The organism is Rhizobium sp. Nf11,1, from assembly GCF_050587665.1.
Lineage (GTDB): Bacteria > Pseudomonadota > Alphaproteobacteria > Rhizobiales > Rhizobiaceae > Rhizobium.
This window is the reverse complement of sequence record NZ_JBOBHU010000005.1, coordinates 33,400-55,053: the sequence shown is the minus strand read 5'-3', so window position 1 is coordinate 55,053 and position 21,654 is coordinate 33,400. Positions and strand designations below refer to the sequence as shown.

Genomic DNA, 21,654 nt, shown 5'->3' with positions numbered 1-21,654 from the left:
ACACCAGACCGGAAGTTGGCAGGCACTTGAGCAGCCGAACCTATTTAGCTGTACGGTCGCCGATGCTGCCGACGATGGGATCAGCGTGACGATAGCCAGACTCTATTCGAATATCTCCGAGACATTTGTCGCTGGGACTGTCCCCCCTTGAGGTCCTCCTTCGGACATCTGAAATTTGTGAGCCAGAACCGTGGAGGCATAGCAGATTCCAAATGTCTGCATGCTTTGCGAAACAATAAGGAGCGCCAATGTAATGAGGCTTATTTTACCACCCTGAAAGACAGCATCCGCTTCGTATGACATCGACGCCGCTATGGCTATCAATAGAAACGAAACAATGGGAGGAAGAATCATCCCCGCAAACAGGCGCAAAAAGGTTGGAAGGAAATTACGCCGCCCCCCGGCAAAGGCCTCTGCAAGCCCGCTAGTTGAGCCCGCTATTCCAGCAGTCGGCCAAGTTCCGACAAGAGCGAGGAGCAACGGATAGAAAATTGCGAACAGCCCGCCGCATAGCAGTACCAATGCACCCCTCGAGAAAGAAACAGCGCCGAATGCAAGAGGAACGCCGATTCCGATACCTATTACGACTAGCAGGATAAGAATATTTTTCCAGATGTAGCTGCCAAACCCGGCCATGCCCCGGTTGAGTTGCACTCGCCCGGTTCCGCTCAATATCGCATTTTGGACACAAAATCCTGTATATAACGCAATAAAGAACTGAGTAGAACCAACACCACTACTTTCGTTGTACTCTGAAAATAATATTATTGCACAGCTCATTGTGACAAATAAACAAACGAGAAATAAATTATATCTTATGAAGGAAATCGTTTCACGTAGCATTATCACCCCTGCCATCCGCCGTCGTTGCTGAGTCGAAGATATCGTCATCAAAATATAAGGCTGTCAAATGCGGGACGGTCATCAACGTGCTGGCGAACCCGGAATATGTCGGAGGTTGACAGCACACCGCAAAGATTCCTGAATTTTTACCACGCTGCTTCACCGCGTCTTTGCACGTTTGGGTTTAGGCTTCTGGCAAACCCAAAACAGAGGTAAAACAGGTGGAAGAACTTTCGGTGAAGTCGAAGATCATCAAATCCGTCTATTTCAGCCAGGAAGACGGGCGGCTCAGGATCTGTTTCAAGAATGGCGAGGAGCGTCTGTTCGAGGGCGTGCCCTCTTCGGAAGCCCATGCGATGACGGCGGCGCCGTCTCCCGGACATTATTATCTCGACCGGATCAGGACGCGGTTTCGCAGACTGGCTGCCTGAAACCGTCGGCACGGCCGGGATTGCGTCGGATTGAGACAGTGCCGGTGGATATTAATCCCCGGTTAACTCTCGCCTTCATCACAGTTGGATCAGCCCGAGCAGAAAGCGGCACTCTATCAGTGCTGCCGCTTTCAGAGATTCGGTCAGCCGGGAGGCTTGGTGGCGGACCCCAGCCAGGAAGCCGAGCCTCCCCGTCACCCCATCCGTTTCGCCGGATCGATCCGAGGTCGGGTTGTAATCGCCTCGAAATAGCCAATTGGGGCTAATCCTGTGAAAAACCGGAATGCTCACATCCGGACTCGACAATGCTTCATTAGCATGATTGCATAAACCCATGGAACGGGAGGCCGGGTCATGATGTTCGAGAATCTGCTTGAGATGCAGGAGCGCGGCGTGCGCGACCGTGCTCGTGGCCGCAGCCTGGCCGACAATCCGATGTCGAAGCCGGATGTGCTGCCGATCACCGATTTTCAGGAATGGTATTCGATGTTCGACGCCTGGCGCTTCGGCTGGTCGATCGAGGATGCGATGGCGGGGCACATCGAGGTACCCCGTGATGGCCGCGCTTCACCTCGAGCCTATACCAGGACGGTCTGATCGACCCTATCTTCGGCGCCGAAGAATTTCAGGTAGCGTTCGACTTCGGCCGGCTCGCCCGTCGCCTTCTGCGGGTTGTCGGAGAGTTTTACCGCCGGGCGGCCGTTGGCGTCGCTGACCTTGCAGACGATCGAGATCGGATTGAGGCCTGAGATTTCCGTCGGCGCACAGCCGGCAAAATCATTCGTCAGGTTGGTGCCCCAGCCGAAGCTCATGCGCACGCGACCTTCGAAATGCCGGTAAGTGTCGATGATGGCGTCGACATCGAGGCCGTCGGAAAAGATCAACAGCTTCTGGCGCGGATCGCGGCCCATCTTCTTCCACCAGTCGATGATCTTTTCACCGCCTTCGATCGGCGGCGCGCTGTCCGGACGGAAGCCGGTCCAGTCGGCGACCCATTCGGGGGCGTCGCGCAGGAAGGCTGCGGTGCCGAAGGCGTCCGGCAGGACGATCAGCAGGTTGCCGCCATAGAGCTTGTTCCAGTCGCGCAGGATCTTGTAAGGGGCGTTGCGCAGCTGCTCATCGGTCTGCGCCAGGGCGGCTGCCACCATCGGCAGCTCGTGGGCATTGGTGCCGACCGCCTCGAGATCGGAATCCATCGCCAGCAAGACATTGCTGGTGCCGGTGAAGGCCGGACCGATACCTTCCTTCAGCGCCTCGACGCACCAGCGCTGCCAGAGAAAACTGTGACGGCGGCGAGTGCCGAAATCGGAGATGCGCAGGCCCGGCAATTCCTTCAGCCGTTCTACCTTCGACCACATCTTTGCCTTGGCACGCGCATAGAGCACATCGAGGGTAAAGGGACCGAGCGCCCTCATCGCCGAGCGCGAACGCAGCTCGTTGACGATGGCAAGTGCCGGGATCTCCCACATGGTGGTTTCCTTCCAGGACCCATGGAAGTCCAGCACATATTGCCCCTCCTTCTTCGACAGCTCGTATTCGGGAAGCTGGAAGTTGGACAGCCAGGCAAGGAATTCCGGCTCGAAGATCTGCGCGCGGCCGTAGAAACTGTTACCCGCCAGCCATATCATCTCCTTCTTGGAGAGCCGCAGCGTGCGGGCGTGGTCGAGCTGTTCGCGCAGTTCGCCTTCATCGATCTCTTCGGCGAGATGCACGCGCTTGGTGCGGTTGATGAGGGTGAAGGAGGCGTTCACATCAGGATAGAGCTTCCAGATCATCTGGAGCATCAGCAGCTTATAGAAGTCGGTATCGATCAGGCTGCGGATGATCGGGTCGAGTTTCCAGGCGTGATTGTAGACGCGTCTCGCGATATCGGTCTTGGCCATGAGATTCCTGCCCTGTCCACTCCGGTCAGGTGCTGCCAAGTTCCGGGCCGGCGCACGAAACCGGCTCGTGCGCCTTCTTATCGAAAAATCGGCGGAGAAAGTCCAGACAAAACATAAACATCCCGCCGCAGCGTGGCGGCGGGATGCGGGAGATCGTCTGCCAAAGGCCTATTGGGCCGGTGCCGCAGGCTGGGCCGGTGCCGCAGGCGCGCTATTAGGGGCAGGCGCCGTTGCCGGCGTCTCGGTTGGACCCGCATTGCCATTCTGCATCGTCGGCGCGGGTGCTGCGTCGGATTGCTGCTGCTGAAGCTGTTGGCCGGGCTGCTGCGGCGCCACCTCGTTCGCCTCGCGGCGGCCCCAGATCTCGACTGGAATCCAGACCACGAAGGCAAGGATCAGCGCCACGAGCAGCACGGTCAGGATACGGTAACCCATACGCCCCTGCTTTGCCTTGACCGGCGGGATTTGCTGTTCCTTGTGAAGCTTTCCGTCGGATTTTTCCCAGCGTGTTTCGGTCTGATGCGCCATCATCGTCTCCTTCCGCTGCCTTGGCGGCCGATCTGGCCGCAAAGAACTTCGCAAGGAAAACGGGTGGCCGTCTGGAAGGTTCCGGGCTCAAACGTGCCGCGATCTTGGAATAGCCAAACCGCCGCAGCTTTGGCGCGAGATGCCGCTAATAACCGGCGGCGCGATCGATCACGAACTGCAGCGGCTCGCCGCGCTCAAAACGTGCGATCTGCATCTCGACATGGCGGAACAGCGCATTCTCTTCGGAGACCGCCGCGTCATGCGGGGTGATGAACACATTCTCCAATTCCCACAACGGGCTGTCGGCGGCGAGCGGCTCCACTTCGAAAACGTCGAGAGAAGCGCCGCCGAGGGTCCCTTCCCTGATGGCCGAGACGATGTCGGTCTCGATCTGGCTCTTGCCGCGGCCGGCATTGATGAAGACCGGCTGTCCGAGCGCACCATCGCGGCGGAGCTTCTTAAATAGCCCGCTATTATAGAAGCCGGTCGTCTCAGGCGTCAGCGGCAGCAGGCCGACCAGAATGTCGGTTTTGGCAAGAAACCGGTCCAGTTCGCCCGCGTCGAAGGTCTCGACGCCCTCGATTGTTTTGCGGGTGCGCGACCAGCCGATGACGTTGAAACCCATCACTTTCAGCTTGGCGACCGCATCCAGGCCCAGAATGCCGAGCCCCATGACGCCGATGGTCACCTCCGCCGCTTCCGGCGCAATCAATTTGGCCCATTCGCGCCGCCGCTGCTTGACGTCATGGGCATATTGGCCGCGCAGATGCATCAGGCACTGCATGACGACCCATTCGCTCATGCGGGTGGTCAGGCTGCGGTCGACGAAACGGACAATCGGAACGTCAGGCAAGCCGGCCATACCGATGATGTGATCGACGCCGGCACCACCCGAGAAGATCACCTTGAGGTTCGGCGCGCGTCGAAAGAGATCGGCATCCGGCTTCCAGAGAAGCGCGTATTCCGTTTCGCTGAAATCACGCTCGCGATTGGCGGGATCGGCCAGATTGATGCTGCCGCGGTCGGCAAAGGCCGTCTTCAGGACGCGGGCGACACCTTCGGGGTTGAACTTGATATCGACGAGGACGGGAGGACGAACTGACATGATCTTCTTTACTGCTGCACGGCGGGCGTCGGCACCGCCTCAATGTTGAAGGCGGCCGCCATGAGTGCCTTGGTGTAATCGTCCTTCGGCGCGCGGAAGATTTCCGCGGACGGTCCCTGCTCCACCACCTTGCCGAAACGCATGACGATGACGTCGTTGGCGAGCGCCTTCACCACCTTCAGGTCGTGGCTGATGAAGAGATAGGCGAGGTCGTGCTTCTTCTGCAGATCGCGCAGCAGGTCGACCACCTGCGCCTGCACGCTCATGTCGAGCGCGGATGTCGGCTCGTCGAGCATGACGAAACGGGGTTTCAGCACCATGGCGCGAGCTATGGCGATTCGCTGGCGCTGGCCGCCTGAAAATTCATGCGGATAGCGCCAGCGGGTCAGCGGATCGAGGCCTACCTCCTCCAGCGCCCAGCAGACACGCTGGTCGCGCTCCTCGGCGCTCAAGGCTCGCTCATGCACCTTCAGCCCTTCGGCAATGATATCGCCGACCGACATGCGCGGGCTGAGCGACCCGTAGGGGTCCTGGAAGACGATCTGCAGCTGGTTGCGCAATGGTCGCATTTCGCTGAAAGAATAACCGGCTATATCTTTACCGACAAAGGCAATCCGTCCCTGCGACGAGATCAGACGGGTGAGGGCAAGCCCGAGCGTGGTCTTGCCCGAACCGGATTCGCCGACGACGCCGAGCGTCTGGCCGGCGCGCAGCGAAAGATCGATGCCGTCGACCGCCTTCACATGATCGACGACGCGGCGCATCAGCCCCGCCTTGATCGGGAACCAGACGCGGATATCCGAGCCTTCCATCACCACCGGCTTCGACGGATCGGCAAGCGGCGGCTCGCCGCGCGGCTCCGAGGCCAGAAGATGGCGGGTATAGTCATGCTTCGGATTGGCGAAGACCTCTTCGACGGTTCCGGTCTCGACGATCCTGCCCTTGGTCATCACGCAGACGCGATCGGCGAATTTGCGGACGATGCCGAGATCGTGGGTGATGAACAGCAGCGACATGCCGTGTGCCGCCTTCAATTGCCGGAGAAGCTCGAGGATCTGCGCCTGCACCGTGACGTCGAGCGCTGTTGTCGGTTCGTCGGCGATCAGCAGTTCCGGCCGGTTGGCGAGCGCCATGGCGATCATGACGCGCTGGCGCTGACCGCCGGAGAGTTCGTGCGGATAGGCCTTTAGCCGCTTCTCAGGCTCGCGAATGCCGACCTGGTTCAACAGTTCCAGCACGCGCACCCGCGCCGCCTGGCCGGTGAGCCCCTGGTGCAGGGCGAGGATCTCGGCAATCTGCTTCTCGATCGTATGAAGCGGATTGAGCGAGGTCATCGGCTCCTGGAAGATCATGGTGATGTCGTTGCCGCGCACCTCCCGCAACGCCCGCTCGGATGCCTTCAACAGGTCCTGGCCCTTGAACAGGATTTCGCCGGAGGGATGACTTGCAGAGGGATAAGGCAAAAGCCGCAGGATCGAATTGGCCGAGACCGACTTGCCGGAGCCGGATTCGCCGACGAGCGCCACGACCTCGCCCTTGGCAATATCGAAGGAGATGCGATCGACGGCAAGCGAGGCTTCGCCGCCCTGGTGGAAGGCAACCGAGAGATCGCGGACGGAGAGGAGCGGTTCTGTCATGTCACTCATTGAAACGTCTTCCTCGGATCGAAGGCGTCGCGCACGGCTTCGCCGATGAAGATCAAAAGAGAAAGCATGATCGACATGGTGAAGAAGGCCGTCAGCCCGAGCCAAGGCGCCTGCAGGTTGGTCTTGCCCTGGGCGATCATCTCGCCGAGCGAAGGGGAGCCGGGCGGCATGCCGAAGCCGAGGAAATCGAGCGAGGTCAGCGTCGTGATCGAGCCTGAGAGAATGAAGGGCAGAAAGGTGAGCGTCGCCACCATGGCGTTCGGCAGCAGGTGGCGCCACATGATGGTGCGGTTGTTGACGCCGAGCGCACGGGCGGCGCGGACATATTCGAAATTGCGGGCGCGCAGGAACTCTGCGCGCACGACGCCGACAAAGCTGACCCAGGAGAAGAGCAGCATGATTCCGAGCAGCACGAAGAAGCCGGGCGGCAGGATCGCGGCGATAATGAGCAGGATATAAAGCACAGGCATCGACGACCATATTTCGATGAAGCGCTGCAGCAAGAGATCGGTCAGGCCGCCGAAATAGCCCTGCACCGCCCCTGCCGTGACGCCGATGATCGCCGAGCAGATGGTCAACGCCAGGCCGAACAGCACCGATATGCGGAAGCCGTAGATGACGCGCGCCAGCACGTCACGCGCTTGGTCATCGGTGCCGAGCCAGTTGAGATTGCCGAGCGTGCAGCCGGGATCGTTCACCCCTTGCGGATAACCGGAGCAACGCTCCTCCTTGGTCATCAGCCAGAAGGGGGGCGTCGGCGCCGAATGCGGAATGTTCGAGTTGACCGAGCGATAGGAATAATGGATCGGCGGCCAGATCATCCAGCCATTGGCATTGATCTCATCTGCTATCACCGAGGAGCGGTAGTCGGTTTCGGCGAGGAAGCCGCCGAATTTCTCCTCGGGATAGTCGATCAACACCGGAAACAGGATCTCGCCCTTATAGGAGGCGATGATCGGCCGGTCGTTGGCGAGGAATTCCGCGAAAAGGCTGAGCACGAACAGCAGCAGGAAAAGCCACAGCGACCAATAGCCGCGGCCATTCGCCCGGAAATTCTTCCATCGACGGATATTGGTCGGCGACAGCAGCCCCTTGCGCGGTGGCTTGACGGGGGTCGCGGTGACGGGATTGGCGGCCGCGTCCATCAGACATCCCTCCGCTCGAAATCGATGCGCGGATCGATCCAGGTATAGATCAGGTCGGAAATCAGGCTGACGAACAGACCGAGCAGCGAGAAAATGTAGAGTGTCGCGAAGACGATCGGATAATCCCGGTTGACCACCGAGAGGTAGCCGAGGCGTCCCAGGCCATCGAGCGAGAAGATATTTTCGATCAGCAGTGATCCGGTGAAGAAGGCGGAGATGAAGGCGCCGGGAAAACCGGCGATGATGATCAGCATGGCATTGCGGAAAACATGCCCGTAGAGCACCTGCCGCTCGTTCAGGCCCTTGGCGCGGGCGGTGACGACATATTGCTTCTTGATCTCCTCGATGAAGGAATTCTTGGTCAGAAGCGTCGTGGTGGCGAAGGCGGCGAGCGAAAGCGAGATCAGCGGCAGGGTGAGGTGCCAGAAATAGTCGAGCGGCTTCTGCCACCAGGCGAGCTCACCGAAATTGTCGGAAACGAGGCCGCGCAGCGGGAACCAGTCGTAAAAGGAGCCGCCGGCGAAAAGCACGATGAGCAGAATGCCGAAGAGGAAGCTCGGAACGGCATAACCGACGACGATGACGCCCGAGGTCCAGACGTCGAAGGTCGACCCGTCCCTGACTGCTTTGCGAATGCCGAGCGGGATGGAAATCGCATAAGAGAAGATCAGGATCCAGATGCCGAGCGAGATCGACACCGGCAGTTTCTCCTTGATGAGGTCGAGCACGGAGGTATTGCGGAAGAAGCTCTCGCCGAAATCGAAGCGGATGTAATTCCACATCATCTCGCCAAATCGCGTCAACGGCGGCTTGTCGAAGCCGAACTGTTTTTCGAGCTTGGCGATCAGCTCCGGATCGAGCCCCTGGGCGCCGCGATATTTCGAGCCTTCGTCGCTGCCGCCGCCACCGAGCAGATCGCCGCCGCCGGACAGGCGCTGATCGGCGCTGTCGGCCTGGCCGGTCAGCTGGGCAATCACCTGCTCGACCGGGCCGCCGGGGGCAAATTGAACGACAATGAAGGAAATTGCCATGATGCCGACGATCGTCGGTATCATCAAAAGCAGGCGGCGAATGACATAGGCGCCCATCAGCCTTCAGCCTCCGGAAATCTTCTTATTGTCTGCCTGCCGTCCAGTCGAATGCCGCTCAATCCGCCAGCCTTCCCTTGCCGGCCCTGCCGGCTTCTCCGTGATTCGCTCGTGCCATTTGGAGCCCAGAGCCCCAGCATTGCAAGCCCGCTCATTTTGCCGAGGTCGACCACCAGGCATCGGGGAAGCCAAGGCTGTAGGCCGGGAACTCGGCAGGGTGCGTTACTGTGTTCCAATAGGCGATATTAACGGTATCGCGGTAGAACAGGGGGATGACGTAATGGTTTGCGAGCAAGACTCGGTCCATTGCCTTGATCGCAGCGACCTGTTCATTGCGGTTCGGCGCGAAGATAATCATGCGGATGAGCTCATCGACGGCTGGATTGGCGATCCCCGCGTAGTTGCGAGAACCCTGCTGGTTGACAGAGCCGGATCCCCAATACTCGGCTTGCTCGTTGCCCGGATTCATTGTCTCCGCCCAGACATTCCAGATCATATCGAAGTCAAAGCTGCGTTCGCGGTTGACAGCTTGCGAAGCGTCGACTGTCCGAACTCGCGCATCTATGCCGATTTTCTTGAGATTGCTGGCATAAGGCACTGCCCAGCGCTCCAACATGGGGCTCGACAATAATATCTCGAAACTCATTGGCTGGCCGGTCTTGGTATTGACCATGCGATTGCCCTTCAACTCCCAGCCGGCTTCTTTCAGAAGAGCAATCGCCTTTCGGAGGTTGTCGCGGCTTTTCTGCGGATCACCGCCAACGGGATTGGTATAGGGTGTCGTGAAAACCTCCGGCGGAACCTTGTCCTTCATGCTCTGCAGTATTTCAAGTTCACGACCCTGGGGCAGGCCGGAGGAGGCGAGCTCGGTGTTCCAGAAATAACTGTCGATGCGCTTGTAGCTGTTGAAGGCAACCGTGCGGTTCAGCTCCTCGAAATCGAAACCGTAATTCAGTGCCTCGCGGACGCGCTCGTCCTTAAAGAGGTCACGCCGCATATTGGGTACCAGAGCCTGCAGAATGCCGGTGGAGCGCAGCGGATTTGCAACCTCTTCCTTCTTGAGGCGACCTTCCTTGACGGCGGGAAAATCATATCCCGTCGCCCAGCGGGCAGCCGTCGTCTCCTGCCAAAAGTCGCTGTTGCCGGCGCGAAAGGCTTCGAATTCGACGTCCCGATCACCGAAATAGGTGTAGATGACGTTGCGGAAATTGTTCTGGCCGACATTCACATTGAGATCCTTGCCCCAATAGTCGTCACGCAGTTCATAGCGGATCGCCGCTCCGGGCGAGAAGGACGCGATCTTGTAGGGCCCTGAACCCATCACTGGTTCGAGCGTCGTCTTTGAGATGTCGCGCGGCTTGCCGTCCGGTCCCTGCCCCTCCCACCAATGTTTCGGCACGACGACCAACTGGCCGAGAATATTCGGAAGCTCGCGGTTGTTCTTCTCGTCGAAAGTGAAGGTGACGTCGCGATCGCCGGTCTTTTCGGCCTTTACCACGTGGCGATAGTAGTTTGCGGTGGCGGGATTGTGCTCCTTGGTCTTATCCAGGCTGAAAATGACATCTTCGGGCGTCACCGGCTGCCCATCCGCCCATTTCGCCTCTTTGCGCAGGCGAAAGGTCGCACTCGAAACGTCTGCGGGAAAGGACAGTCCTTCGGCGAGCAGGCCGTAGGACACAAGCAGCTCGTCATCGGCGGGCTTCATCAACGTGTCGAATACGAGCGTCAGGCCTACCGCTGTCTGACCTTTTGCAAGGAGCGGATTAAAGGTGTCGAAGGCGCCGCTCGCGGAAAGGCGCAGATCTCCGCCCTTTGGGGCATTTGGATTGACGTAGTCGAAATGAGCAAAGCCCGGCTTGTATTTCATTTCGCTGATGACCGAGCTTCCGATCTGAAACGGCTGCTCTTCCCCCATTGCCGTCAAAGGCGTCAAAGCACCCGCAAGCGATAGAAACAGACCGATTTTCGACCACAAAGTCGCCATTCACGCATTCCCCTGAATATTGATGGATTCGACAATACGAGAAATAGGGGCGAAAAACAGGAGAGAGTTTGGTTTTTGGCCAGCTCGCGAAATTTTGAGCCGCCAGTTCCCGTCAGGAACGCAGTGCTTGGGCGCCGCGGCGATCCGTCACCGGCTCGTGCTGCGTTCGTCCGCCAAATCATCGATTCACCAAAATCGCTTTTCACGATAGATTCGAACGCAAATCACTTCAGCAGCGGCTCAAGGGAACAGCATGGCATTCGGCTTCGCTCAAGCTTTCAGGACATTCGGCAAACTAGCAATTGCCGGCGCGATCGGTGCCGGCCTTGCGGCCGGCGACGTCGGCGCCGAGCAGAAGACGCCAAGCCCAGGCAGCGCCAAGGCGCTGTTCGCAGGCATCAGCCTGCCGACGCAGGGGCCGGCGCAGCCGATCGGCTTTTATGCAAAGGGCTGCATGACCGGCGCGGTGGCGCTGCCGACCGACGGGCCGACATGGCAGGCGATGCGGCTTTCGCGCAATCGCCGCTGGGGCAACCCGGCGATGATTGCGCTCCTGGAACGGTTCTCGCAGGATGCGGTCAAATATGCCGGCTGGCCGGGCATCCTTGTCGGCGATGTCGCCCAGCCGCGCGGCGGGCCGATGCTCAACGGCCATTCCTCGCACCAGATCGGCCTCGATGCCGATATCTGGTTCACCCCGATGCCGGCGCGCCGCATGACGGCTGAGGAGCGCGAGGACCTGCCCTTCACAAGCATGCTGCAGAAGGACAAGTTCCTCACCGTCAACCCGAAGGTATGGACGGAATCGCGGGCGCGGCTCCTGATGCTGGCGGCGAGCTATCCCGAAGTGGAGCGCATCTTCGTCAATCCGGCGATCAAGAAGAAGATGTGCGACACCTGGACCGGCGACCGTACCAACCTTGGTAAGCTCCGGCCGATATACGGCCATGACTCGCATTTCCACATCCGCATCAAATGCCCGCTCGGTGCTGCCGGATGTACGCCGCAAGCCCCGGTGCCCGCCGGAGACGGCTGCGACAAGTCGCTCGCCTATTGGTTCACACCGGCGCCTTGGGCGCCACCGAAACCGCCCAAGCCCGGCGCCAAGCCGCCGAAGCCGCCGCGTGAGATGATGGTGTCCGACCTGCCGAAGGCCTGCGCCGCTGTGCTCGATGCCGCTTCCGTCGCTTCGATGCAAGCCGCCACTTATGGTGGGCCTTCCGCTGCAAGCGCGCTCGCCGCCGTTCCGGCAGCCGCGCCGGCTGATGACGACGAGGGGTTGCCGGATGTCGGTCCGTTGCCGAACGACAAGCCGGCGGTCCAATGAAGGGGCAGAGGCGCTGTCTTTCAAATCGCAAACACTTGGTATAAAGCGATCAAATCGATTGAATTGTTGGGGCGGAGATTCACTTCATGGCCGGCAGCAAATGCCTTGCGCTGATCGCGCATGACCAGAAGAAGGACGACATGGCGGCTTTCGCCCGCGCCAATCAGGACCTTCTTTCACACTGGAAGATCGTCGCGACGGGTACCACCGGCGGTCGGGTGCTCGATGCTGCTCCCGATCTCGACGTCATCAGGCTGAAAAGCGGGCCGCTCGGCGGCGACCAGCAGATCGGCGCGCTGATCTCGACCGGCGAAGTCGACGCGCTGATTTTCTTCGTCGACCCGCTGACGCCGATGCCGCATGATGTCGACGTGAAGGCGCTGATGCGGCTCGCCATCGTCTACGACATTCCGATGGCGCTCAACCTCGCGACCGCTATAAAGCTCCTACCCACCCTCGAAGCCTGATCAGCACGGAACCGGCCATGCCCAAACCCAACCACAGCACCGCTCCGCTTCCCTTCCCGATTCTGATCGGCGATATCGGCGGCACCAATGCCCGCTTCTCCATCCTCAGCGATGCCTATGCCGAGCCGAAACAGTTTCCGAACGTGCGCACGGCGGATTTCGCCACGATCGACGAAGCGATCCAGAAGGGCGTGCTCGACAAGACGGCGGTGCAGCCGCGCTCGGCGATCCTCGCTGTCGCCGGCCCGATCAACGACGATGAGATCCCCCTGACCAATTGCGACTGGGTGGTGCGGCCGAAGACGATGATCGAGGGCCTCGGCATCGAGGATGTGCTCGTCGTCAACGATTTCGAGGCGCAGGCGCTGGCGATTGCCGCCCTATCGGATGAAAACCGCGAACGCATCGGCAGCGCCACCGGCGATATGGTCGCCTCGCGCGTTGTGCTCGGTCCCGGTACCGGCCTCGGCGTCGGCGGGCTTGTGCATGCCCAGCATACTTGGATCCCGGTTCCCGGCGAAGGCGGCCATATCGATCTCGGGCCGCGCACCAAGCGCGATTATGAGATCTTTCCGCATGTCGAGACGATCGAAGGTCGTGTTTCGGCCGAACAGATCCTCTGCGGACGCGGCCTCGTCAATCTCTACAACGCCATCTGCGTGGCCGACGGCATCCAGCCGACGATGAAGGATCCGGCCGAGATCACCTCGCACGCGCTGGCGGTTAGCGACAAGGCGGCCGTTGAGACCGTTTCGCTGTTTGCCACCTATCTCGGCCGCGTGGCAGGCGACATGGCGATGGTGTTCATGGCGCGCGGCGGCGTCTACCTCTCCGGCGGCATCTCGCAAAAGATCCTCCCGGCGCTGAAGAAACCGGAATTCCGCCAGGCTTTCGAGGACAAGGCGCCGCATAGCGCGCTGCTTCGCACCATCCCGACTTATGTGGTGACGCATCCGCTGGCGGCGCTCGCAGGGCTTTCCTCCTATGCGCGCATGCCGGCCAATTTCGGCGTATCGACCGAAGGCCGCCGGTGGCGGCGCTGAGCCACCGCACGTCCCACCGGGCCGCGCCGCGGTCTAGCCAAACCAGTCCCAACTCTTTATAGAGCCGGCCAAAGTGCGCGCCACGTTCAGGACGCGCTCCGTCTCGGACAGGAAGCTTGATATTTGGAAGCCGTGGAAAGCAGAAAGCAGAGCGTCAGCAGCGATACCGTAACCGGCATCCTGAAGCGCATCATCGCTGAAAACGGCCGCGACCATCTCTGGGGTTATGTCTTCGCGATCGCCTGCCTCGTGGTCGTGGCGCTTTCGACGGCATTCACCGCCTGGATCATGCGGGCGATCATCGACGAAGCCTTCGCCAACCGCCGCGCCGATGTCGTCTGGATCATCTGTCTTTCGATCTTCGTCGCCTTCGTGCTGCGCGGCTTTGCCAGCTATGGCCAGGCCGTGGCGCTTTCCAAGGTCGGCAACAATATCGTCGCCCGCTATCAGCGCCGCCTCTATGCGCATCTGATGACGCTTTCCGTGGGCTTTTTCAGCGAGGCACGCTCGGCTCACATCGCAGCGCAGGTGAGCCAGAACGTCAGCGGCATCCGTGACGTGCTCAACCTGACGATCACCTCGACGGTGCGCGACCTCCTGACCTTCGTTTCGCTGATCGGCGTGATGGTCCTGCAGGACCCGCTGCTCAGCCTCGCCGTGTTCGTCATGGCGCCGCCGCTGCTCTATGCGCTGCGTTATGTTTCCAAGCGTCTTCGCTCGGCGACCCGTGAGGCCGTGCATCTGAACAGCCACGTGCTGGGGGCCATGCAGGAGACGATCCAAGGTATTGCCATCGTCAAAGCCTTTACGATGGAAGAGGAACTGGAGAACAAGGTCAACAAGCTCATCACGGCCGCCGAAAACCGGGCGAACCGGATTGCCCGGCTTTCCGAGCGAACCTCGCCGCTGACGGAGAGCTTCGCAGGCTTTGCCGTCGCCAGCGTGCTCGCCTATGCCGCCTATCGCTCGATCTATTACAACGTGGCACCGGGCGCCTTCTTCTCCTTCGTGACGGCGCTGCTGCTTGCCTATGATCCCGCCCGCCGCCTTGCTCGCCTGCAGGTGCAGATGGAACGCGCCGTCGTCAATGCGCGGATGATCTACGAATTGCTCGACATGGAGCCGCGCCAGCGCGACCTGCCGGATGCCCGGCCGTTGACGGTGACGCAGGCGAGAATCGAATTCCGCAATGTGTCCTTCGCCTACGGCAATGAAAGCGTGCTGAACAGCGTCAGCTTCGTCGCCGAGGGCGGGGCGACCACGGCGCTCGTCGGCCCGTCGGGCGCTGGTAAATCCACCGTCATCAGCCTCATTCCGCGTTTCTACGATCCGCGCGAAGGCGAAATCCTGATCGACGGGCAGGATATTGCCCATGTCACCAAGAAGTCGCTGCGCCACCAGCTCGCCTATGTCTCACAGCAGCCCTACCTGTTCGAGGGCACGATCCGCGACAATATCCGCTACGGCCGGCCGGAAGCGACCGATGCCGAGGTGGAAGGGGCGGCCCGGCTGGCCTATGCGCATGACTTCATCTCAGCGCAGCCACAGGGCTACGATACCCCTGTCGGCGAAAACGGCGTGACGCTTTCGGGCGGCCAACGCCAGCGGCTTTCGATCGCCCGCGCTTTGGTGCGCAACGCGCCGATCCTGCTGCTCGACGAAGCGACCTCCGCCCTCGACACCGAATCCGAGGCCGCCGTGCAGAAGGCGCTCGACGAGGCGATGACCGGACGCACCGTCGTTGTCATTGCCCATCGACTTTCGACCGTGGTGCGCGCCGACAAGATCGTCGTCATGCAGCAGGGCCGGGTCGTCGAGGAGGGCAATCATGAGACGCTTGCGAAGGTCAGCGACGGTCTTTACGCTCGCCTCAACAACCTGCAGAGGCCCTCGGCCTCGGATTCATACTAACATGGCGAGACTGACATGAGCGATGCTGCGATGAAACTGGTGGTGGTCGGCGCAGCTGGACGCATGGGGCAGACGCTGATCCGGCTCATTCATTCGATCGAAGGCGTGACGCTGCATGCCGCGATCGAGCGCGCCGGCTCCCCATTCGTCGGCAAGGATGCCGGTGAGATTGCCGGACTCGGGCCGACCGGCGTCATCATCGGCGACGACCCGCTCCAGGCCTTCCTGCATGCCGAAGGCGTAGTCGACTTCACCGCGCCTGCCGCCACGGTGGAGTTTTCCGGTCTCGCCGCTCAAGCCCGCATCGTTCATGTTGTCGGTACGACGGGCTGCTCGAGCGAGGACAACGCGAAGATCGCCGCCGCGGCCCGCCATGCCCGCATCGTCAAGTCGGGCAATATGAGCCTCGGCGTCAATCTGCTCAGCGTGCTGGCAGAGCAGGCCGCGCGGGCGCTCGATCCCGCAGATTGGGACATCGAAATCCTGGAAATGCACCACAAACACAAGGTGGATGCCCCTTCCGGCACCGCCCTTCTCTTCGGTGAAGCCGCGGCCAAGGGCCGCAATATCGATCTTGCGTCGAAATCGGTCAGGGTTCGCGACGGCCATACCGGCGCCCGCGAGGCGGGCACGATCGGTTTTGCGACGCTGCGGGGCGGCTCGGTCATAGGCGAGCATTCCGTGCTTTTCGCCGGAGAAGGCGAAATCGTCACCCTGTCGCACAGCGCGGCCGACCGTTCTATCTTCGCGCGCGGCGCCATCAAAGCCGCGCTCTGGGCGCGCGACAAGAAGCCGGGTCTCTATTCCATGCTCGACGTGCTCGGGCTTTCTTCCCAATAAGGATACTACGGAGGCATATTCATGAGCGGTACCCTCGTCCTCGTTCGCCACGGCCAGAGCGACTGGAACCTGAAGAATCTCTTCACCGGCTGGAAGGACCCGGATCTGACGGAACTCGGCATTCAGGAAGCCAAAGCCGGCGGCGCTGCGCTTGCCGAATACGGGATCAAATTCGACGTCGCCTATACCTCGGCGCTGGTGCGCGCGCAGCACACGCTGAAGCTCATCCTCGGCAAGGTCGGCCAGCCTGATCTCGAGACCATCCGCGACCAGGCGCTGAACGAGCGCGACTACGGCGATCTCTCCGGCCTCAACAAGGACGATGCGCGCGCCAAATGGGGCGAGGAACAGGTGCATATCTGGCGCCGTTCCTACGACGTGCCGCCGCCCGGCGGTGAAAGCCTGCGCGATACCGGCGCCCGCGTCTGGCCCTACTACCTCACCGAGATCCTGCCGCGCGTGCTGCGCGGCGAAAAGGTGCTGGTCGCTGCCCACGGCAATTCGCTGCGTTCGCTGGTCATGGTGCTCGACAAGCTCACCAAAGAAGGCGTGCTCGCCCTCAACCTCGCGACCGGCGTTCCGATGGTTTACAAGCTGAACGCGGATTCCACCGTCGCCTCCAAGGAAGTGCTGGGCGATATGTCCGGCGCACACTGAATTCTGTGAGGCGTGCCACCGAACGGGTCGGCACGCCTTATCTCAATTCCTGGCCTCAGTTCTCGATCGTGAACTGCACCCGGTCGGCGGCGAAACGGCTGATCGAATATTGTACTGGTAAGCCGTCGAGATCGGTGTTCATTGCCTTGGCAATCAGCAGGATCGCGCCGGGAGTGAGTTCCAGATCGGCAAGGTCGGCTGTCGCAGCATGGGCCGCTGTTATCTCGGTCGTCGCCCGGACGTAGTCCCCGAGGCCGAGCTCGGCGAAAGCCTTGGTGATCGATTCGTGCTTGCGGTAGGCCTCACCGATTCCGGCGAAACGTTCGGCGGGAAACCAGCTCGTCGCCTTTGAAACCGGCCGCCGGTCGGCATGGCGCAATGTTTCCAGCCGGATCACTTGCTCACCCTGTTTCAGGCCCAGCCAACGGGCAACGTCGGCGCTCGCCTCCTCCTGCGCCTCATCGAGCAGAAGGCCGCGCATCTCGCGCGCCTGATCGCCAATGCCGGCGGTGAAGCGCGTGCGCCGGGTGATGGGGAAATTCAGCCGCTCCTTGCGCTCGATCAGCGTGCCGCGACCTTGCACCGCACGCACGATTCCCTCCTGCGCCAGCGCAGCCAGCGCACTGCGCACTGTATGCCTGTTAACGCCGAATTGCAGCGCCAGCACCGTTTCCGGCGGCACCATTCCGGTTTCGTCATAGGCTCCGTTGCCGATCGCCTCGCGAATCCGATCGGCGATCTGACGCCACAGCGCCACACCCGTCTGCCTCTGCACCTGCTTCAGTCCTGCCATTCCGCCTCTGCCTTGCCTCACGATGTCACACGCTTGTCACGACACCGATTTAAGGCTAGGTATAGCTTGTATGGTTGTCTATATCAATAGACATTTGAGGAAGCAGCGATGATATCAGCGGACAAGACAGACGCCGCGTCACAGACGGTCTTGGAGCGCAAACGCGTTGCCGATCTGCTGGCGCGTGCGGAACGGAGCGAACTCCAGGCGGCCTGGGACGCGTTGCCGCAAAAGCCCGTGGCTTATCCGGTGCGCGGACCGGAGACCGGACTGGTGATGGTGCGCGGCCGCATCGGCGGCGGCGGAGCTCCCTTTAACCTCGGCGAGGTGACGATGACACGCTCAACGGTGCGGCTCGAGTCCGGCTCCATCGGTCATGCGCAGGCGCTCGGCACCGACCGGGAGAAGGCCCGTCTTGCGGCGATCTTCGACGCGCTCTGGCAGGAGGAGGCGACCAGGGATTTCGTCGAACAGGCGCTGCTTTTGCCGATCGCGGAAAGGATCGCCACCACCGAACGTCGTAAGGTGGATGAGACGGCGGCAACCCGCGTCGACTTCTTCACCATGGTGCGGGGGGACAACTGATGGGTCTGACGACAGAAGTCTTTACCGGTGGCTTTACCGATCCGGTTTTCCATGCGCAGAGCGTCTTCAAGATGCTGATGGACGGCGTGGCCCGCCCCGGCACCATCCAGACAGTTGAGCCCGAGATCGACCCGCCGGCGCCGCTCGGTATTGCCGCCGGCACGATCGCGCTCACTCTTTGCGACCATGACACATCAGTCTGGCTTACCTCGGGACTAGCGAAGTCCGCTGTGCCGGACTGGCTCGGCTTCCACACCGGCGCCCCGCTGACCGCCGAAAAGGCGGATGCGCGCTTTGCCTTCATCGAGGCGGGCACTGCGCTTTGCTCCTTCGGCCTGTTTGCGTCAGGCACGCAGGAATATCCCGACCGCTCGACGACTGTTGTCATCGAACTTCCCGAACTCGACGGCGGACGCAGGCTGGTGCTGATGGGTCCGGGGATCCAGAGCGTCGTGGAGATCGCGCCTGTCGGCCTACCGGAGACCTTCCTCAGGCTCTGGGCCGAGAACCGCGCGCTTTTTCCGCGTGGCATCGACATCGTGCTGACATCGGGCAAGCGCTTCGTCTGCCTGCCGCGCACCACCAAGATCACAGCAACGGAGATCTGAGCTCATGTATGTTGCCGTCAAGGGTGGCGAGGCCGCCATTGCCAATGCCCACCGTCTGCTCGCCGACCGTCGCCGCGGTGACCGGTCGCTGCCAGCGATCGGCATCGACCAGATCGTCGAACAACTCGCCCTCGCCGTCGACCGCGTCATGGCCGAGGCCTCGCTTTTCGACCGGACTCTCGCAGCGCTGGCCGTCCGTCAATCGCGCGGCGACATGATCGAGGCGATCTTCCTGCTGCGCGCTTACCGCACGACGCTGCCGCGCTTCGGTTATTCCAGACCGCTCGACACGGCTGGCATGGCGATCGAACGCCGTATCTCGGCGACCTACAAGGATCTGCCGGGCGGCCAGCTGCTCGGCCCCACCTTCGACTATACCCACCGGCTGCTCGATCCCTCCCTGCTTGAGGAAGAAGCGGTCGAGGCGCCGGCCCAGCGTCCGGCCGAGACCGGCCGCGTCATGCGCGTCTCCGAAATCCTCGGCGAGGAAGGCTTGATCGAGGCGGACGGCGACATGCCCGAGGATCACGAGATCGGCGACCTGACCCGCGAGCCGATGGAATTCCCGATGACCCGGGACCTGCGCCTGCAGGCGCTTGCCCGCGGCGACGAGGGCTTCCTGCTGGCGCTCGGTTATTCAACCCAGCGCGGCTACGGCCGCAACCATCCTTTCACCGGGGAGATCCGCATCGGCGAAGTCGAGGTGGAATTCGACGTGCCTGAGCTCGGTTTCGCGGTCTCGCTCGGCACGATCCAGATCACCGAGTGCCAGATGGTCAACCAGTTTAAGGGCTCGGCGAAGGCACCGCCGCAATTCACCCGCGGCTACGGCCTGGTCTTCGGCCAGAGCGAACGCAAGGCGATGGCAATGTCGCTGGTCGATCGGGCGCTGCGGGCAGAAGAGCTCGGCGAGGATATCACCGCGCCGGCACAGGACGAGGAATTCGTCATTTCCCACTCCGACAACGTTCAGGCAACGGGTTTCGTCGAGCATCTGAAGCTTCCGCATTATGTGGATTTCCAGGCCGAACTCGATCTCGTCCGCCGCATGCGTCGCGAACTTGAAGCCGCCCGGAGCAGCGGCGAAGAGATGAAGGAAGCCGCCGAATGAGCGATCTCGCCAGCTACAACTTCGCCTATCTCGACGAACAGACCAAGCGGATGATCCGCCGCGCCATCCTGAAGGCGATCGCCATTCCCGGCTACCAGGTGCCCTTTGCCAGCAGAGAAATGCCGATGCCCTATGGCTGGGGCACCGGCGGCGTGCAGGTAACGGCCTCGATCATCGGCCCTGATGACGTGCTGAAGGTCATCGACCAGGGCGCCGACGATACGACCAACGCTGTTTCCATCCGCGCCTTCTTCCAGAAGGTCGCCAATGTCGCGGTGACGACACATACCAGCGAGGCGACGATCATCCAGACACGCCACCGCATCCCGGAGGAAAAACTCGGAGCCGGCCAGGTGCTCGTCTACCAGGTGCCGATTCCCGAACCGCTGCGCTTTCTCGAACCGCGCGAGACCGAGACGCGCAAGATGCATGCGCTCGAGGAATACGGACTCATGCACGTGAAGCTCTATGAGGATATTGCCCGCAACGGCCGCATCGCCACGACCTATGCCTATCCGGTCAAGGTGCATGGCCGCTACGTGATGGATCCCTCGCCGACGCCGAAATTCGATAATCCGAAGATGCACAGGTCGGAAGCGCTGCAGCTTTTCGGCGCCGGCCGCGAGAAACGCATCTATGCCGTGCCGCCCTATACCGATGTCGTCAGTCTGGATTTCGAAGACCATCCCTTCGAGATCCAGCGCTTCGACAGGCCCTGCGCGCTCTGCGGCGCAGAGGACGTCTACCTCGACGAGGTCATTCTCGACGACAAGGGCGGGCGCATGTTCGTCTGCTCCGATACCGACCATTGCGAAGACCGCCGCGCCCAGGGGCATGCCGGCGAAATGCTGGCCCGGGAGGCTGCCGAATGACCGATATACCGCTTCTCAAGGTCAACGACCTCTCGAAGTTCTACGGCAAACGCATCGGCTGCCGGAACGTCTCCTTCGAGCTCTGGCCCGGCGAAGTGCTGGCCATCGTCGGCGAATCCGGCTCCGGCAAGACGACGCTGCTCAACTGCATCTCCACCCGGTTGATGCCGACGACCGGCAGCGTCGAATACCACATGCGCGATGGCAACTACCGCGACCTCTACCGCATGAACGAGGCGGAGCGCCGATTCCTGATGCGCACGGACTGGGGTTTCGTGCACCAGAACCCGGCCGATGGATTGCGCATGACCGTATCGGCGGGTGCCAATGTCGGTGAACGGCTGATGGCGATCGGCGACCGGCACTACGGCAAGATCCGCTCTACCGCCATCGACTGGCTCGAACGCGTCGAGATCGACGCTGACCGCATCGACGACCAGCCGCGCGCCTTTTCCGGCGGCATGCGCCAGCGGCTGCAGATCGCCCGCAATCTCGTCACCGGTCCGCGCCTGGTCTTCATGGATGAACCCACAGGCGGCCTCGACGTATCGGTGCAGGCGCGCCTGCTCGATCTCGTGCGCGGCCTCGTCAACGATCTCGGCCTCTCGGCCATCGTCGTCACCCACGATCTCGCCGTCGCTCGCCTGCTCTCGCACCGCATGATGGTGATGAAGGACGGCTACGTCATCGAACAGGGTCTTACCGACCGCGTGCTCGACGATCCCAGAGAGCCTTACACGCAGTTGCTCGTCTCCTCGATCCTGCAGGTCTGAGTTAGAAACCAGGA

At 61.4% G+C, this 21,654-nt stretch carries 22 protein-coding genes; 13 read left to right on the top strand and 9 right to left on the bottom strand.

Features of this window, described 5'->3' with window-relative positions; all coding sequences use genetic code 11:
* Positions 1-102: 102 nt before the first annotated feature.
* A complete protein-coding gene (locus ACQ7C1_RS09630) occupies positions 103-843 on the bottom strand; it encodes a hypothetical protein (protein ID WP_430958122.1) in 741 nt (246 codons plus the stop codon).
* A 221-nt stretch (positions 844-1,064) separates the two neighbouring features.
* Here ACQ7C1_RS09630 and ACQ7C1_RS09625 point away from each other — a divergent pair, with 221 nt between their 5' ends.
* Together ACQ7C1_RS09625 and ACQ7C1_RS09620 are read left to right on the top strand one after the other, a co-directional pair.
* On the top strand, positions 1,065-1,274 hold the full coding sequence (locus tag ACQ7C1_RS09625; RefSeq protein ID WP_064681543.1) for a KTSC domain-containing protein: 210 nt from the start codon (positions 1,065-1,067) through the stop codon (positions 1,272-1,274).
* Between the two features lie 357 nt (positions 1,275-1,631).
* Positions 1,632-1,871, top strand: coding sequence for a CrpP-related protein (locus ACQ7C1_RS09620; protein ID WP_085779920.1), 240 nt, complete (start codon positions 1,632-1,634; stop codon positions 1,869-1,871).
* Here the strand turns inward: ACQ7C1_RS09620 and pncB are convergent.
* The 7 genes from pncB to ACQ7C1_RS09585 form a co-directional block, all read right to left on the bottom strand.
* Positions 1,853-3,157 (bottom strand): nicotinate phosphoribosyltransferase, encoded by a 1,305-nt coding sequence (gene pncB / locus ACQ7C1_RS09615; RefSeq protein WP_085776571.1) that lies wholly within the window; start codon positions 3,155-3,157, stop codon positions 1,853-1,855. The genes ACQ7C1_RS09620 and pncB overlap by 19 nt on opposite strands.
* 168 nt (positions 3,158-3,325) lie before the next feature.
* On the bottom strand, positions 3,326-3,688 hold the full coding sequence (locus ACQ7C1_RS09610) for a hypothetical protein (protein WP_430958121.1): 363 nt from the start codon (positions 3,686-3,688) through the stop codon (positions 3,326-3,328).
* Between the two features lie 142 nt (positions 3,689-3,830).
* A complete protein-coding gene (locus ACQ7C1_RS09605) occupies positions 3,831-4,790 on the bottom strand; it encodes a 2-hydroxyacid dehydrogenase (protein ID WP_183705421.1) in 960 nt (319 codons plus the stop codon).
* A gap of 8 nt (positions 4,791-4,798) precedes the next feature.
* On the bottom strand, positions 4,799-6,436 hold the full coding sequence (locus tag ACQ7C1_RS09600) for an ABC transporter ATP-binding protein (protein ID WP_430958120.1): 1,638 nt from the start codon (positions 6,434-6,436) through the stop codon (positions 4,799-4,801).
* The gene (locus ACQ7C1_RS09595) at positions 6,433-7,581 is read right to left on the bottom strand and encodes an ABC transporter permease (protein WP_430958119.1); all 1,149 of its coding nucleotides are present in this window, start codon (positions 7,579-7,581) and stop codon (positions 6,433-6,435) included. The genes ACQ7C1_RS09600 and ACQ7C1_RS09595 overlap by 4 nt, the downstream gene beginning before the upstream one ends.
* Positions 7,581-8,669 (bottom strand): microcin C ABC transporter permease YejB, encoded by a 1,089-nt coding sequence (locus tag ACQ7C1_RS09590; protein WP_097600409.1) that lies wholly within the window; start codon positions 8,667-8,669, stop codon positions 7,581-7,583. The genes ACQ7C1_RS09595 and ACQ7C1_RS09590 overlap by 1 nt, the downstream gene beginning before the upstream one ends.
* Positions 8,670-8,820: 151 nt before the next feature.
* Entirely contained in the window at positions 8,821-10,653 is a 1,833-nt protein-coding gene (locus tag ACQ7C1_RS09585; RefSeq protein WP_430958118.1) for an extracellular solute-binding protein, read from the bottom strand.
* 253 nt (positions 10,654-10,906) lie between these two features.
* On the opposite strand from ACQ7C1_RS09585, the gene mepA reads away from it, so the two are divergent.
* From mepA to ACQ7C1_RS09555, 6 genes are all read left to right on the top strand, one after another.
* Positions 10,907-11,980 carry a penicillin-insensitive murein endopeptidase gene (gene mepA / locus ACQ7C1_RS09580; protein ID WP_430958117.1) on the top strand — a complete coding sequence of 358 codons (1,074 nt, stop codon included), beginning with the start codon at positions 10,907-10,909 and terminating at the stop codon, positions 11,978-11,980.
* An 86-nt stretch (positions 11,981-12,066) separates the two neighbouring features.
* Positions 12,067-12,447 carry a methylglyoxal synthase gene (locus tag ACQ7C1_RS09575; protein WP_085776563.1) on the top strand — a complete coding sequence of 127 codons (381 nt, stop codon included), beginning with the start codon at positions 12,067-12,069 and terminating at the stop codon, positions 12,445-12,447.
* Positions 12,448-12,464: 17 nt separating this feature from the next.
* Positions 12,465-13,490 carry a glucokinase gene (locus ACQ7C1_RS09570; protein ID WP_430958116.1) on the top strand — a complete coding sequence of 342 codons (1,026 nt, stop codon included), beginning with the start codon at positions 12,465-12,467 and terminating at the stop codon, positions 13,488-13,490.
* Between the two features lie 123 nt (positions 13,491-13,613).
* Positions 13,614-15,401, top strand: coding sequence for an ABC transporter ATP-binding protein (locus ACQ7C1_RS09565; RefSeq protein ID WP_183705435.1), 1,788 nt, complete (start codon positions 13,614-13,616; stop codon positions 15,399-15,401).
* Positions 15,402-15,416: 15 nt separating this feature from the next.
* Positions 15,417-16,241, top strand: a complete 825-nt coding sequence (gene dapB / locus ACQ7C1_RS09560; RefSeq protein ID WP_430958115.1) for a 4-hydroxy-tetrahydrodipicolinate reductase — start codon at positions 15,417-15,419, stop codon at positions 16,239-16,241.
* A gap of 21 nt (positions 16,242-16,262) precedes the next feature.
* Positions 16,263-16,898, top strand: coding sequence for a 2,3-bisphosphoglycerate-dependent phosphoglycerate mutase (locus ACQ7C1_RS09555; protein WP_430958114.1), 636 nt, complete (start codon positions 16,263-16,265; stop codon positions 16,896-16,898).
* A 55-nt stretch (positions 16,899-16,953) separates the two neighbouring features.
* Here the strand turns inward: ACQ7C1_RS09555 and phnF are convergent, their stop codons facing one another.
* The gene (gene phnF, locus ACQ7C1_RS09550; protein ID WP_430958113.1) at positions 16,954-17,691 is read right to left on the bottom strand and encodes a phosphonate metabolism transcriptional regulator PhnF; all 738 of its coding nucleotides are present in this window, start codon (positions 17,689-17,691) and stop codon (positions 16,954-16,956) included.
* 108 nt (positions 17,692-17,799) lie between these two features.
* On the opposite strand from phnF, the gene phnG reads away from it, so the two are divergent.
* Genes phnG through phnK form a run of 5 tightly spaced genes read left to right on the top strand, consistent with a single transcriptional unit; the run spans position 17,800 to position 21,640 of the window.
* Entirely contained in the window at positions 17,800-18,276 is a 477-nt protein-coding gene (gene phnG / locus ACQ7C1_RS09545) for a phosphonate C-P lyase system protein PhnG (protein WP_430958112.1), read from the top strand.
* Positions 18,276-18,884, top strand: a complete 609-nt coding sequence (gene phnH / locus ACQ7C1_RS09540) for a phosphonate C-P lyase system protein PhnH (protein WP_430958111.1) — start codon at positions 18,276-18,278, stop codon at positions 18,882-18,884. Before phnG ends, phnH begins: the two co-directional genes overlap by 1 nt.
* A gap of 4 nt (positions 18,885-18,888) precedes the next feature.
* Positions 18,889-19,995, top strand: a complete 1,107-nt coding sequence (locus ACQ7C1_RS09535; RefSeq protein WP_430958110.1) for a carbon-phosphorus lyase complex subunit PhnI — start codon at positions 18,889-18,891, stop codon at positions 19,993-19,995.
* The gene (locus ACQ7C1_RS09530) at positions 19,992-20,867 is read left to right on the top strand and encodes an alpha-D-ribose 1-methylphosphonate 5-phosphate C-P-lyase PhnJ (protein WP_430958109.1); all 876 of its coding nucleotides are present in this window, start codon (positions 19,992-19,994) and stop codon (positions 20,865-20,867) included. The genes ACQ7C1_RS09535 and ACQ7C1_RS09530 overlap by 4 nt, the downstream gene beginning before the upstream one ends.
* Positions 20,864-21,640 carry a phosphonate C-P lyase system protein PhnK gene (phnK, locus tag ACQ7C1_RS09525; protein ID WP_430958108.1) on the top strand — a complete coding sequence of 259 codons (777 nt, stop codon included), beginning with the start codon at positions 20,864-20,866 and terminating at the stop codon, positions 21,638-21,640. The genes ACQ7C1_RS09530 and phnK overlap by 4 nt, the downstream gene beginning before the upstream one ends.
* Positions 21,641-21,654: the final 14 nt, after the last annotated feature.

Coding starts and splice junctions, on each gene's coding strand:
- ACQ7C1_RS09630 (WP_430958122.1), bottom strand. CDS start 843: ATGCTACGTGAAACGATTTCCTTCATAAGATATAATTTATTTCTCGTT.
- ACQ7C1_RS09620 (WP_085779920.1), top strand. CDS start 1,632: ATGTTCGAGAATCTGCTTGAGATGCAGGAGCGCGGCGTGCGCGACCGT.
- pncB (WP_085776571.1), bottom strand. CDS start 3,157: ATGGCCAAGACCGATATCGCGAGACGCGTCTACAATCACGCCTGGAAA.
- ACQ7C1_RS09610 (WP_430958121.1), bottom strand. CDS start 3,688: ATGATGGCGCATCAGACCGAAACACGCTGGGAAAAATCCGACGGAAAG.
- ACQ7C1_RS09605 (WP_183705421.1), bottom strand. CDS start 4,790: ATGTCAGTTCGTCCTCCCGTCCTCGTCGATATCAAGTTCAACCCCGAA.
- ACQ7C1_RS09600 (WP_430958120.1), bottom strand. CDS start 6,436: ATGAGTGACATGACAGAACCGCTCCTCTCCGTCCGCGATCTCTCGGTT.
- ACQ7C1_RS09595 (WP_430958119.1), bottom strand. CDS start 7,581: ATGGACGCGGCCGCCAATCCCGTCACCGCGACCCCCGTCAAGCCACCG.
- ACQ7C1_RS09590 (WP_097600409.1), bottom strand. CDS start 8,669: ATGGGCGCCTATGTCATTCGCCGCCTGCTTTTGATGATACCGACGATC.
- ACQ7C1_RS09585 (WP_430958118.1), bottom strand. CDS start 10,653: ATGGCGACTTTGTGGTCGAAAATCGGTCTGTTTCTATCGCTTGCGGGT.
- mepA (WP_430958117.1), top strand. CDS start 10,907: ATGGCATTCGGCTTCGCTCAAGCTTTCAGGACATTCGGCAAACTAGCA.
- ACQ7C1_RS09575 (WP_085776563.1), top strand. CDS start 12,067: ATGGCCGGCAGCAAATGCCTTGCGCTGATCGCGCATGACCAGAAGAAG.
- ACQ7C1_RS09570 (WP_430958116.1), top strand. CDS start 12,465: ATGCCCAAACCCAACCACAGCACCGCTCCGCTTCCCTTCCCGATTCTG.
- dapB (WP_430958115.1), top strand. CDS start 15,417: ATGAGCGATGCTGCGATGAAACTGGTGGTGGTCGGCGCAGCTGGACGC.
- ACQ7C1_RS09555 (WP_430958114.1), top strand. CDS start 16,263: ATGAGCGGTACCCTCGTCCTCGTTCGCCACGGCCAGAGCGACTGGAAC.
- phnF (WP_430958113.1), bottom strand. CDS start 17,691: ATGGCAGGACTGAAGCAGGTGCAGAGGCAGACGGGTGTGGCGCTGTGG.
- phnG (WP_430958112.1), top strand. CDS start 17,800: ATGATATCAGCGGACAAGACAGACGCCGCGTCACAGACGGTCTTGGAG.
- phnH (WP_430958111.1), top strand. CDS start 18,276: ATGGGTCTGACGACAGAAGTCTTTACCGGTGGCTTTACCGATCCGGTT.
- ACQ7C1_RS09535 (WP_430958110.1), top strand. CDS start 18,889: ATGTATGTTGCCGTCAAGGGTGGCGAGGCCGCCATTGCCAATGCCCAC.
- ACQ7C1_RS09530 (WP_430958109.1), top strand. CDS start 19,992: ATGAGCGATCTCGCCAGCTACAACTTCGCCTATCTCGACGAACAGACC.
- phnK (WP_430958108.1), top strand. CDS start 20,864: ATGACCGATATACCGCTTCTCAAGGTCAACGACCTCTCGAAGTTCTAC.